We start from the raw sequence: 13,613 nt of genomic DNA on the forward strand, positions 1-13,613 counted from the left end.
TAGAGTGTGTGATAAATTAAAAAAATCATGAAGCTATGAATTCTATAATTTAACTTTTGAAGTATCTACTTCATTTTTTGGAGGTGAACTTTTGACCACCCATTATTTTCTCGATTTAGTTCAACAACATTTCCATCAATTATCTAAAGGACAACAGAAAGTAGGTAAATTGTTGGTTGATAATCCACATCTTTTTGCAATAAACTCTGCCAGCGACATTGGTTTAAAGGCGAATGTTAGTGAAACTACTGTTATTCGCTTTTGTTACTCCATTGGACTCAGCGGATTTAGTGAGTTGCAAAAAAAGGTAAGGGAACAACTTCTTTCTTCTAATAGTAGCAGTTTGGAACTCTATTATTCTGAAAAATCAAAATTTGCTAAACGGCCTGATTTTTATTCCAAGGTTATGAAAGAGGACTGCGCCAATATAGAAAAAACCATTTATCATTTAAAAGAAGACGATCTCGTTAAGGCGGTTAAAAAGTTAGGAGAAGCAAAGAAGATCCTTGTCACTGGATTAAGAGCATCTTACGCGGCCGCCCATTGGTTAAGTTTTACATTAGATGTCATTCGAGGGGACAGCTATTTATATCGCCCAGACACAGATGATTTTGTACAGAAAATTAGTCAACTGAATAAAGAGACAACGGTGGTTGCCATTTCCTTTCATCGATACATACGAGAAACCGTCCATTTTGCTCAATTGGCCAAAAAACAAGGCGCATTCGTGATCGGTATTACTGATTCTCCAGTGGCACCTATTTCGAAGTATACAGATATACTCTTGTCTGTATATCAAACAGAACAATCCACTCTCGATGCAACCCCTTCGCTTTTTTCATTATTAAACGCGCTCATCGCGGGTGTCTCTATTAATTATCACGAACGTTTTCAAAAGAGAAAGGAACACTATGATTTTATTGATGATAGTCATTTATTTATTTGAAAGACGAGGCTATTCAGTCTTGCATTCATACACAGGAGGGTTAACACATGGAGCGCATTCAGCACTTACACAATGAATCTCTGATAATAGACGGGCATTTTGATATTTTAATGGACGTTGAGATACAAAGAGCAAAAGGAAGACGAAAAGTCATTGAAACCGATTATGTCAACGACTTCAAAGACGGCGGAATAAACCTTATCGTGGCCTCCCTTTTTATTGACAGCGAATTTTTACCGGAGATGGGAACTCGAAAGGCTTTAGCTCAAGTCACTGCCTTATATGAAGAAGTTGATGAATCAAGCGATCTTATCATGATTTGTAAAAACTATGAAGATATATTAAAGGCAAAGAGAGAAAATAAGATTGGTTTTCTTCTTTCGCTAGAAGGTGTTGAACCTATAGGAAATGACCTAAGGCTACTACGAATTTTTTATGAGCTAGGTGTCCGAATCGTAGGTCTAGTATGGAGTAGAAGAAACTATGCAGCAGACGGCAGTCATTTTTCACCGGTTAAAGAAGGAAAAAAGGGTGGGCTTTCTGAGTTTGGCGTTCAACTTATTGAAGCTGCTGAAGCACTGGGCATGTTTATTGATGTCAGTCACTTAAATGATGAAGGATTTTGGGATGTCATGGCGTTTGCCAAAAAACCTGTTATTGCTTCCCACTCAAATGCCCGGGCTGTAACCCAGACCATGCGTAACCTGACAGACGATCAGATCAAGGCCATTGCTAAAAAAGGCGGTGTCATTGGTATGAATGCGGCGAATATGTTTGTTGCGGATAAGCCTGAAGATGGTGATATCGAACATTTAATTGATCACTTGGACCATATCGTCCAACTCGTAGGGGTTGAACATGTTGGGATTGGTCTTGACCTTTGCGATGCCTTTATGAAATATATCTCCCCAGATGAGCTTGCCAGAATGAAGGAAAAACCGTTTGATGTCGTCAAGGGACATAAGGAAATGAAAAAAGTGACACGTGTTCTCATTCAGCGCGGCTATTCCGATGAAGACATTGCGTTGATCTTGGGAAAAAACTATCTCAGAGTCTATAAAGGAGTCTTTAAATGAAACCATTACTCACCAGTGATATTTCGATCTTGGCGGTTATCTTTTCTACCGTCGCATTTTCATTTTTTGTTTTGCGTTTTGCATGGGCCAAATGGGTAGGTCCTGCCCTAATTTGTGTTGTTATAGGTGCCGTATTGTCCAATCTCCACATTGTTTCAAGCGACAGTCCAGTATATGGTACCTTTTTGGAATATGCCATTCCCGTTTCATTAACCATGATGTTATTAAACGTCAATTTGAAAGAATGGTTACGGCTCGCGAAAAAACCGCTAATGGCGATGTGTATTGCTGTTATTAGTGTAGGCGTTGTCGCCTTTATTGCGAGTCTACTTTTTGCCGATAAAATTCCTGAGGGCTGGAAAGTCGCCGGTATGTTTGTCGGTACGTTAACAGGGGGAAGTTCCAATTTAACCGCGGTTGGAACAGGCTTGAATGTGACAGCAACCACTTTCGCAAGTGCCAACGCTGCAGATTATGTTATTGGCACACCTGTATTGATTATATTTTTTGCTTTACCCGCCCTTTTATCTAAATCGAAGTGGTTCAAAAGAAAATGGCCGTATTCCATCAACGAAACGGCTGCGAGTTCAGAAGGAGAGAACGCGCTCTTTGCTGAAAAAACATGGTCCATCACAGATATTGCTTTATTATTTGCGATCGCTTTTATTGTCACGGGCCTTTCTACAATTTTAGCTGGATATTTCCCTGATCTGTATTCGGGAACAATGAGGATTGTATTCATCACGACCATGTCGATCATTCTCGCTCAGTTTAAACCAATCAGACAAATCAAAGGGAATACAGATCTAGGTATTTTTGTAGCAATGTTCTTCTTGGTCATAATCGGTATTTCAATTAGTCTTAAAGAATTTGTACATTCCGCACCACTTATTACAGTTTTTTATTTAGTCATCATTTTAGGTGCCCTTCTGCTCCATATCATTTTCTGCCGGCTATTTAAGATTGAGTATCAATATGGATTGATCGCGATCGTCGCTGGTTTCGCTGACGGAAGCACTTCAGCGATGGTTGCTGGTACCGGTAAGTGGAACGGCATCATTGGAACTGCCATTATATTAGGATCCATTGGAAACGTTTTAGGAAACTACCTCGGTTTCTCAATATCTTACCTTGTTAAAGCTATTATCGGAGGATAATTTCGGAATTTTCAGGAGGTATTATCATGTATTCATATTATAGGTCTGGTGTCCTCCTCGCAAAAATGATGTGGGATACAGATCAGTTAAAATGCTCTGAGAAAAATATAGACACAAATGAGTGGTCTCCCTTTCATACAGTGATTGAAAACAAATATGTGATACCGAATCATGATGTCCATAGGATAAAGACAGAATCAGAAACGATACATTGGGAAGGCAATACGGTTCAATTTCCTTCAGGCTATAGTTTTAAAAGATATAAAAAGATCTCTCACCATAAGGATGGCAATGAACAAGAAGCTTGGATCTGGGCGATGCCTAATACGAAGGCCCCCATTGATGTCATCGTTTATGATAAAAGAATAATCGCCTTTTTATATCATAGTCGTGAGGAAAGTATCATCCTTGTCGAAGACACCTATGAAGAATTTACGCCGCTCACGCTTTGGCAGGATCCGGCAGTCTCTCAAGCTAGTTACAGCGTCAATCATCAAGGGACTTTTTTCTTAGACATGCGCGATGGAGTAAAGTTAGCCACAGAAGTTTGGTTACCTAAAGAGATCCCTGAAGATCACGTTTTACCGACGATTCTTTTGCGAACACCTTATGGTCGACGAGTCGCCGGTGAAGATAAGCTCCGTTTTGTTCATCGCGGTTACGCCGTTGTCGCTCAAGATGTTAGATGTCGTGAGGATTCTGAGGGTGAATGGATTCCATGTATTCATGAAATTGAAGACGGTGATGATACGTTAAATTGGATTGCTGCCCAAGAATGGTCAAACAAGAGGGTTGGGATGATTGGCGGGTCTTACGGTGGATTTGTTCAGTGGGCGGCAGCAGCAAGTGGCAATCCTTATTTGAAAGCCATTGTCAGTTTTGTCACCGCTGGAAGTCCCTTTGGGGATCTCCCAAGAAAAGGCGGCACTATTTTATCAGGGATTTCGGCATGGTCATTCATGATGGCGGAACGAAAAATGAATATTCATGCGCTCAATCGTACTGATTGGGATGAAGTCCTTAAAATAAGACCCATTAGGGACATCCCCAAAAAAGCTCTTGGTCGAGAGATCCCTTTTTGGAACGAATGGATGAATCATTCTAACTATGATGAGTTTTGGAGGAAATCCGATTGGTCACATTGGGGTGAGAACATAAACGTCCCTGCTTTACATATTTCAGGTTGGTATGATGATGACGGTGTTGGAACGACGGAATCATGGGAAGTAAATGAAAAGTATGAACGAGACCATCAAAAGTTAATCCTTGGTCCTTGGTATCACAAGGCCAACTCAACAAGAGAAATCCATAATGTTCCTTTTGGGCTGAACGCGATTCGATATGATTTGGACGTTATGTGTCAACGCTGGTTTGACCGGTTTTTAAAAGATATCGATAATCATGTTGAAGATGAGCCAAAGATTCAGTATTATACAGTCGGTAAAAATGAATGGAATACTTCTGAAAGCTGGCCACCTGAAGGAGCCAACGATACGATTGTGTATCTGCATAGTCAAGGGCAGGCAAGAACGAGTCCCGATGATGGGATATTAAGTGTCTCGAAACCTGGTAATCAATTAGAGGATCAATATACCTTTGATCCGGAAAATCCAACACCCTTTTTAATTGATGTCTCTGAAAATGAGTGTAGTGTCCCAGAAAATTATGAAGAGGTTGAAGCACGTGACGATGTTCTTGTCTATACTTCCACACCACTAACTGAGGATGTAGAAATCGCTGGAAATGTTTATGCTGTGATTTACGCATCAAGTACGGCGAGGGATACCGATTGGGTCGTCCGATTAACCGATGTAGACGAAGAAGGTCATTCCATTCGCTTATCTGACGGTATCATTCGAGCAAGGTATCGGCATTCCTTCGAAAATCCGGAATTACTTGAGCCAGGTAAAGTTGAAAAATATGAACTAAAAATGACTAAGATCGCCAACTGTTTCAAAAAAGGTCATCGCATTCGCGTGTCTATAACTTCCGGTGCTGATCATCTTTCATTTCCTAACCATAATACAGGAAATAACCCTGCCGACGATACAAAATATATCATTGCTCATCAAAAAGTGTATCACGATGACCGCTATCCAAGCCATATCTTGTTACCCATTGTAAAAGGAGCACTAAGCTGACTAAGTGTAAACTATCCGCCGGTAAAGCTGGCGGATTTATTTTTGTCCTATATGGCCACTTTTCCATATAGAGGTGGTCTCAAAGTCCTAAACCTCCTTTGAATTTAATGTTTTCTTTAGCCTGGTTACTACCGATTCGTAAGCCATGCGCCCCCTAGATCTTTGCTACCAAAGTAGGGATCGTTCCACTAGAACTCACGGTTTAAAGCTTAAAGAAAAACCAAAAGTTAACGAAAAAGAACCTAAGCCCCCATTCAAGTTCACTGAAATATGCTACAATACAGAAAAGGGGTGAAATTTATGATCCAACACTTTGAAGAAAAACTTGATAGATATGCTGAAATCACTGTAAAAATAGGGGTAAATATTCAAAAAGGACAAACGCTGTTAATTAGTGCTCCCCTCGAAGCTGTAGAATTTGTAAAAAGGGTTATGAAGCATGCCTATGACAATGGTTGTAAAAGAGTTTCAGTTCGCTGGAATGATGCCGCAACTCAACGTATACATATTGAAAATGCACCTGAGGAGACCCTTAAAGAAATCCCTGAATGGCAAATTGCTGAAATGAAAGACCTCACTGACAACAAAGGCGCCATTCTCAATATTACAGGTGGTGATCCTAAAGCCTTTGAAGGTGTCGATCCACAACGATTGACATTGACGTCAAAAACCAGCGGGAACAAACTTCATTTCTTCCAAAAAGCACAATTAAATGGTGATTTACATTGGGCCATTGTGGGTGTGCCCACAAAAGCTTGGGCCGCAACCGTCTTTCCTGATAAACCCGCAGAAGTGGCCTTAGATCTTCTCTGGGAAGCTGTGCTTAAAACCGTACGAGTAGACCAAGAAGACCCAGTAAAAGCTTGGGAAGAACATTCAAAAACGCTTGTGGCCAAAATGGATGAACTCAATGCCAAGCATTTTAAAACGCTCCATTATAAAAGCCCGGTCACCGATCTCAGTATTGATCTGCATCCTGACCATATCTGGCTTGGCGCAGGTCATCATTCGACCTTCGGGACAAGCTATATCCCTAATATGCCAACTGAAGAGGTCTTCACTGCCCCATTAAAGCAGGGTGTCAACGGTATCGTTACGAGTACAAAACCACTTTCTTTTATGGGGAACATGATTGAAAACTTCAGTCTCACCTTTAAAGACGGTAAGGTTGTCGATTTTAAAGCTGAAAAAGGCTATGATGCCCTTAAAGAAGCACTAAGTATCGATGAGGGTATGAAATTTCTTGGCGAAGTTGCCCTTGTCCCATACGATTCACCCATCTCTAATTCTGGCATCATTTTCAACAATACGTTATATGATGAAAATGCCTCTTGTCACATTGCCCTCGGTAGTGCGATTGGCATGAACATTAAAGGTGCTGGCCAACTTACCAAAGAAGAACTTGTAGAGAAAGGTGTCAACCAAAGCCTCGGGCATGTTGACTTTATGATCGGCTCAGCCGACCTTGACATCGACGGAGAAACCTATGATGGTGAGCGTATTCCCCTCTTTAGAAAAGGAAATTGGGCCTAAGAGATAAAAACGTATAAGCCTTATCCCAATTTATAAATACATTAATCCCTTTTAAGCCTCTTCATGACGAAGAGGCTGTTTTTATACATCAAAATGCATAACAACCGATAGACGCAACTTTGATTTTCGCCGTGAAGGTAATTTTGCGAAGCGGTGATAGATGCCAAGTCTACTATTGTTTCTCAATCAATATGGTTACCTCTCTCGTTTTTCTGTCGATATTTGAAACTCTTTCAACTTTTTTGTCGTCTATATTACTAGTATTATAGAATGATCCGGGAAAGATGATGGATTTGGAGGAAGGACGAGGTGATGAGAGGTATGCCTTTAAATCGTAAGGGAAAAATAACTATTTTCTTAATGTTAACCCTGATTCTAAGTCTACTCGTTGGCTGGGGAACAATTGTTAAAGCCAATTCTGGGAAAAACAAACCAACGATTGCTTTGATTCCTGCCCAGCCCTTGTCATCATCCTTCAAGCCTAAACAATCCTTTGCGGCTTCCGATCTGAATCACTCGATTCAAAATAAAAAGGAACTTAGCCGTGAGCAAGCAGTGAACCAAAAGGCACAGCAGCAATTAGAAAAGGATCATAAACATAAGGTCATCTATTTAACCTTTGATGATGGTCCATCACTGGAAGCCGATCAATTACTTGACGTTCTTGATCACTACAACGCCAAAGCAACTTTTTTTATGCTTGGACCTAATATGGAAAGCCGAAAACACGTCGTCAAACGCATGGTCAAAGAAGACTTTGGAGTCGGATTACACGGGATTACTCACGACGCCCACAAGATCTATAGTTCAAAAGCAGCCCCATTAAAGGAAATGACTCAGGACCAAAAGATATTAAAGGAAATAGCTGGGGTCCAATCTGAACTTGTCCGCTTGCCTTATGGCAGTATCCCATATTTAACAGTCGATATGCGCAGTTTGCTGAATAAAAATGGCTTTAAGACATGGGATTGGAATATTGATAGTCAAGATTGGGAACTCAAAGATCAGCGATTTGTTCAAAATGTGATTCAGGATATCCAAAATCTTGAGAAAACAGGGATGGCACCCGTTATACTCATGCATGACAAGGCGACGACTGTCCACTATTTGCCACAGCTCTTAGACTATCTAAACAAGCATGGCTATCAGACCAAAAAATTAACGAATGCCATGCCTCCTTTGACCTTTCAATGTGAAGGACGTTGTCATTCCATGCATTAATGATATAAGGAGACGCTCATCCAAGTATGAAAATATTCAAAAGCTTAAGACCTGCCCCCCTCTTAATTTTAGTTATATTTGTTATGACGGGTTGCCATCATGACCAAAAACAAGCCGAGAAGCTCCATGTTGACTTAGAAAAATCAGCACAAATCGAGCAACGCTTGGCTAAACATCAAGAATCATTAACTCAAAATAGTACCAAAGAAAGGAAAGCTTATAAAACACTCTTGGCCCTTCAAATTGATCAAAACCAAGACATTCATGCAACGATTAAAAAAGCACAACATTATAATGAAGAACAGAGACGCACGTTAAATGATTGCGATAAAATTTTTAATCAAGGCTATAGCCTAGCAACGAATGCAAAACCTCTTATAAAAGATATTAAGGATTCAAAACAAAAAGAAGCAGGCTTAAAGGTATTAAAATTAATAGAAATGCGCCATCAACTCTATCACACGTACAGCAAAGAATATCGCCATGTATTAGATTTGAATGATAAAGCCTATAAAAGGTTAAGTGGAGAGAGCGATATTGAGGTTAAAAAGCTAGAAGACAACATAAAAAAAATCAATCAAGCCTACAAAAATTTGGATAATAAAAAAGAACAATTCAATCGTTATACAACACAATACAATCAAGCTAAATGGGCCTATTATCAAAAAGCAGGTTTGCAAGTCAAACAAGTCCAAAACTAAAGTTCTATTATGATGTGAGAAAGACCGGGCGTAAAAACATGCCCGGTCCTTATTAAAACACGGAATAAGATTTTAATCCCAAAAGGCACCGGCAGCAACCCTGTTGATCGGAACGGAAGGCGCGAGATTTGGGATACTTAAATACAGTGTATTCCTCAGCGCCGCTGACTCACGGGTGCCTAAACTAGAGTCCTTCGGAAACGGGGCCAGCGTGACTTCACGAGTAAACTTCGAGGTGTTCCGAGAAAGGCTGACGACGAAGCGATACGAGTAGACGCAAGAACAGGTGCCTTTTAATCATAAATACTTTGGAACACACAGATTAACCATTCCAAATGTGCTGAGGCCACTAAGGTCGATCGGCTAAAAACGTCACGTCATTAAGGAACTTCGACTAAAACCGTCACATCCGTGTGAAAACGTCAAAGCTAGCACCTCAACCACCACAAAAAGTAAAGAACACTTTTCGGGGACCCCGATTACCACCCCAAAAAGTAAAGGGCACTTTTCGGGGACCCCGATTACCACCCCAAAAAGTAAAGGGCACTTTTCGGGGACCCCGATGGTGCGTCGAACGCCGACCCTACCCACATCAAAAAATCGTAAAAACACGATTTTTCTGTGAGGATGATTCTCTTAGCAGCTTTCCTTAGTCGTGTGGACATGAGGAAAGCGAGCGTTCTGAAGCGGAAATCCACACCGTGCTGATAACGAGAATTTTATACATTCTTATACTAAAAAAACGTGCGGAGATAAACTTTCCGCACGCTCTCCCTCCTAAAGAAGTGAATCGGACAACCTTTATATCTTCTAATCCTTTACGGCACCATCGGCAATCCCTGAAATAAAATTGCGACTAAAGATAAAGAAGATAATAATGAGCGGTACAGTGGCTAACAGCGTTCCGGCCATGACCATACCATAGTCAGTATTGTAGATCCCATTTAATTGGGACAGAACAACCTGAAGCGTAAAGCGATCTGGATTATTGATGACAACCAAGGGCCATAAATAATCATTATAAACCCCAATAAAAGTAAAGATACCAAGAAAGGCAAGTGCGGGTCTTAGAATTGGAATAGCAATATTCCAATAGAGTCTAAATTGATTACAGCCATCCAGTCGTCCGGCTTCCAATAATTCATCAGGAACTGAGCCATCACAGTACTGTCTAATCCAAAAGATACCAAATGCATTAGCAAGCCCTGGAACAATTAAGGATTGATAAGAATTGACCCACCCAATTTTCGCCATCACAATAAATGAGGGAATAAACGAAATCTGTGATGGAATCATCATTGTAATTAATAAGGAGACGAACAAAAAATTACGCCCTGGAAATTTAAACTTAGCGAACGTAAATCCTGCTAATGAGCAGAAAAATAACGTACCTACTACTGAAATAACAGCAACAATGAGCGTGTTCGTAAACCCTTGTAAAAAATCTATATTGGCAAAGACGTGTTTGAGATTGATCCATAATTGATTGCCGAAAATCAATTTCGGTGGAAAGTGCAAAATTTGACTTGTGGTATTGGTCGACATCACAGCAAGCCAATAAAAGGGAAAGACTGAAATAACAACACCAATTAATAAGACAAGATGTGTGAGTCCTTTACTAATCCAGCTTTTTCCTACCATCATGACATTCCTCCTTTTAGAAGCGTTGGACAAATTTCCAGTTAATTAATGAGAACAAACCGATAATGATAAACAATGCCCATGAAACAGCCGATGCATAACCAAACTGACTTTGAATGAAGGCTTGATTATACATATACAAGCTGAGCGTCATGCCCGCACCGCCAACGCCTCCCGAATCGCCGAGCAATACTTGCGGTTCAGTAAAGAGCTGCATAGAACCGATGGTCGTCATAATGACAGTAAATAAAATAACAGGACGAAGCAGCGGAATCGTTATATGGAAAAAGGTCTGTCTACGATTTGCACCATCAATGGTTGCTGCTTCATATAGTGTTTGTGGGATACTCTGCAATCCAGCCAAATAAATAATGGCATTATAGCCCGTGAATCGCCAAACCACCATTGACGCAAGTACGAACTTGACTAAGACAGAATTATCCAACCATTTGACAGGATCAACGCCAAATAGAGAGAGGAAGTAATTGACCAGTCCATAGTTATTATTAAAAATAGATTGAAAGATAATCGCCACCGCAACAATCGAGGTCACATTGGTAACAAAGAATAACGTTCTATAGATCCCTCTAAATTTTAGGAGGGGTAAATTAAGTAAGAAGGCAATAACTAAAGCAAAGAATAACATTGGAATCGTGGAGATGAACCAAATAGCAAAAGTGTTACCGACAGAATGCCAGAAGTCAGGTTCTGTTAAAAGGTATTTGAATTGGGCAAGCCCAACAAACTTCATTTCTCCAAGACCTGTCCATGAATGGAAGGCTAAATAAAGAGAAAACAAGATCGGAAAAAGTCCGAAAATCAAGAACAAAATATAGAAAGGCGAGATAAACAAATACGAGACACGATTTTTCCAAATTTCACTCCAAAGGCTTCGCTTTTTGACTGGAAGGACATTGGTATTTGTTCCTAAGGCTTCTTTCATATCCTTCATTCCCCCTTTATTATTGTCTTAAAATCTTGTAAGTTCCCTTTTCACTTGTGCTTGGGCATCCTTCCATGCCTTATCAGGATTCTTCCCTGAACGCTCTACTAATTTTAGTTCATCTTGGAAAATCGAATTGATCGTCACGTAATGTTCGCCAAAATAGGTCTTTGGCACTTCCTTGGCAGACTCTTCAAACACAGTAGAAGTATCCTGCCCTCCGTAGAAGTCTTCTTTTTGTTTCATCTTATCGCTTTCTAAAGCACCAACCGCTGAAGGGAACAAGTTAACATCCAAATAGTTTTTCAGTTGGTTATCCGGTGACATCAACCATTTGATCACTTCATACGCTTCTTTTTGATGTTTAGAGGACGCCATCACCCCAATAAAAGAACCGCCGACATTTCCGGCGCCACCTGGTGCACTGGCGACATGCCATTTGCCTTTCGTATCTGGAGCGGCATCTTGCATGATTTGTTTTTCCCAGACGGCATTAACAAAAGAAGCAATTTTTCCATTATTAACAGCAGCGTTCCAGTCTGTCCCGCTATCAATTTTGGCTGATAATCCCCGCTTATTAAATTCAACGGCGATATCCCAAGCTTTTTTAATCTCTGGACTATCTCCAATGTAGTTTTCATTTTTATCGAAATATTTTTTTGGCAGTTGCCCCAATTCTTGATTATAGACATTGACAATACTGTCTACCATATAGGCCCCTGTTTTTTCCTTTAACTGCTCCCCTGCCGCAATATAATCCTCCCAAGTTTTTAATTGACTGGACACTTGATCGGGATCTGTCGGCAGTCCTGCTTTCTCAAATAAATCTGTCCGATAAAATAGGGCGGTTGGACCTGTATCAACGGGAAGTGCGATGAGATCCTTCTTATCCCCTGGGGCCTCAGCCAAATTCCATTTCCAATCTAAATAATCCTTTTGAATATCAGCAGCCCCTAAGTCATAAAGGTTAGCAAAGTACTCCTTATAGGGTAAATATTGAGCGATCCAGTCATTGAACATCACAATATCTGGTGCTCCATCGCCACCCACCAGCGTGGTCTGCAATTTGAGGCGGAAATCCCCTCCAATTTTTTGTGGTTCCAATTGGATATTTGGAAATTTCTTCTCTACTTGAGCAATAAGATCATCTGATAACGAACGATTCCAATACCAGAGTGTTAATTTTGTTTTGTGCTGGCCTGTAGAAGAAGACGTGGATCCGCAGGCAACCAATGAAAAAAGACAAGCCAAAACGATAAAAAGGCGAAGATAGCGCATGCGAAAACCTCCTGGTTATTATTGTTATCGCTTACAAAATTGAGAGATAACCATCAGACTTAGAAAATTAAAATAAATAAGAAAGGGTAGAAAGACTTGAATGGGGTCAAGTCCCTCCACTTGCCATACTGTTTCTGCCTGTAGGAATCCTAAACATTCACCGTCTTGCTCAAAATCGTTTCTTTAAATTGCTCAATCGCCTGATCGGTCTCAATCGTATACCCACATTCTAGACCAACAAAGCCATCAAAACCTGTCTCCTGAATCGCCCGTAGAATATTCACATAATTTAATTCTCCCGTCCCCGGCTGTTTGCGTCCAGGATTATCAGCAATATGATAATGATTGATGCGCTCTACATATTGCGTCGCATTACGAATGACATTACCCTCGGTAATTTGTTGATGGTAAACATCAAACACAAGTTTGATATTTGGACTATCCACCTCATCAATAATCGAAACCGCTTCATCTGAGCGCTGTAAATAATGACCTGCATGATCGACAAGCCCATTAAGAGGTTCAATTTCTAGAATAACTCCCGCTTCCTCAAGCAATGGTGCACATTGCTTAAGCGTCTCGACCATTGTGCTGCGTTGTTGTTCTCTGGAAACACCTTCAATTGCATTACCTGTCTGTGTAATCATCGCTGGAATATTGAGTTTCTGGCAAGCCACAAGTGTTTCTCTAAGGCCAGCTAAATAAGCCTCTCGTTTTGAGGGATCAACCAGGTTAAACTCTTTAGTGCAAGTACCAATAATCCCTACCCCTAACCGTTCCTGCGCTTTTGCTATTTGATCAAGATCCTCTAGATTCCACCATGAATAATACTCAAGACCATGAAACCCATGCTCCTTAATTTTTTCTAAATGATAGAGCACGTCTTTGCCCGGATAGGCCCCAATGCATAACGAATATTTCATGTGTGTCACTCCTTAGATTCTTTTACAAGATTTGAGAGAAGCATCTTTTTCTA

11 protein-coding genes are annotated in these 13,613 nt (G+C 40.5%); 7 read left to right on the forward strand and 4 right to left on the reverse strand.

Features of this window, described 5'->3' with window-relative positions; translation table 11 throughout:
* The first annotated feature begins 91 nt into the window (after positions 1–91).
* From IEV91_RS09970 to IEV91_RS10000, 7 genes are all read left to right on the forward strand, one after another.
* On the forward strand, positions 92–946 hold the full coding sequence (locus tag IEV91_RS09970) for a MurR/RpiR family transcriptional regulator (protein ID WP_188497280.1): 855 nt from the start codon (positions 92–94) through the stop codon (positions 944–946).
* A gap of 47 nt (positions 947–993) precedes the next feature.
* Positions 994–2,022 carry a dipeptidase gene (locus tag IEV91_RS09975; protein ID WP_188497281.1) on the forward strand — a complete coding sequence of 343 codons (1,029 nt, stop codon included), beginning with the start codon at positions 994–996 and terminating at the stop codon, positions 2,020–2,022.
* On the forward strand, positions 2,019–3,179 hold the full coding sequence (locus IEV91_RS09980) for a DUF819 family protein (RefSeq protein WP_188497282.1): 1,161 nt from the start codon (positions 2,019–2,021) through the stop codon (positions 3,177–3,179). Before IEV91_RS09975 ends, IEV91_RS09980 begins: the two co-directional genes overlap by 4 nt.
* Before the next feature lie 26 nt (positions 3,180–3,205).
* The gene (locus tag IEV91_RS09985; protein ID WP_188497283.1) at positions 3,206–5,320 is read left to right on the forward strand and encodes a CocE/NonD family hydrolase; all 2,115 of its coding nucleotides are present in this window, start codon (positions 3,206–3,208) and stop codon (positions 5,318–5,320) included.
* 300 nt (positions 5,321–5,620) lie between these two features.
* Complete coding sequence (locus IEV91_RS09990; RefSeq protein ID WP_188497284.1) at positions 5,621–6,853, forward strand: aminopeptidase; 1,233 nt, start codon at positions 5,621–5,623, stop codon at positions 6,851–6,853.
* A gap of 312 nt (positions 6,854–7,165) precedes the next feature.
* Complete coding sequence (locus tag IEV91_RS09995) at positions 7,166–8,074, forward strand: polysaccharide deacetylase family protein (RefSeq protein ID WP_188497311.1); 909 nt, start codon at positions 7,166–7,168, stop codon at positions 8,072–8,074.
* A 26-nt stretch (positions 8,075–8,100) separates the two neighbouring features.
* Complete coding sequence (locus IEV91_RS10000; RefSeq protein WP_188497285.1) at positions 8,101–8,775, forward strand: YkyA family protein; 675 nt, start codon at positions 8,101–8,103, stop codon at positions 8,773–8,775.
* 810 nt (positions 8,776–9,585) lie between these two features.
* Here the strand turns inward: IEV91_RS10000 and IEV91_RS10005 are convergent.
* The 4 genes from IEV91_RS10005 to IEV91_RS10020 form a co-directional block, all read right to left on the reverse strand.
* On the reverse strand, positions 9,586–10,419 hold the full coding sequence (locus IEV91_RS10005; RefSeq protein WP_188497286.1) for a carbohydrate ABC transporter permease: 834 nt from the start codon (positions 10,417–10,419) through the stop codon (positions 9,586–9,588).
* Positions 10,420–10,432: 13 nt separating this feature from the next.
* The gene (locus tag IEV91_RS10010) at positions 10,433–11,359 is read right to left on the reverse strand and encodes a carbohydrate ABC transporter permease (protein ID WP_188497287.1); all 927 of its coding nucleotides are present in this window, start codon (positions 11,357–11,359) and stop codon (positions 10,433–10,435) included.
* Positions 11,360–11,386: 27 nt separating this feature from the next.
* The gene (locus tag IEV91_RS10015; protein ID WP_188497288.1) at positions 11,387–12,637 is read right to left on the reverse strand and encodes an ABC transporter substrate-binding protein; all 1,251 of its coding nucleotides are present in this window, start codon (positions 12,635–12,637) and stop codon (positions 11,387–11,389) included.
* Between the two features lie 149 nt (positions 12,638–12,786).
* Positions 12,787–13,560 carry a hydroxypyruvate isomerase family protein gene (locus IEV91_RS10020; RefSeq protein ID WP_188497289.1) on the reverse strand — a complete coding sequence of 258 codons (774 nt, stop codon included), beginning with the start codon at positions 13,558–13,560 and terminating at the stop codon, positions 12,787–12,789.
* Positions 13,561–13,613: the final 53 nt, after the last annotated feature.

The organism is Pullulanibacillus pueri, from assembly GCF_014639255.1.
GTDB classification, from domain to species: Bacteria; Bacillota; Bacilli; order Bacillales; family Sporolactobacillaceae; genus Pullulanibacillus; species Pullulanibacillus pueri.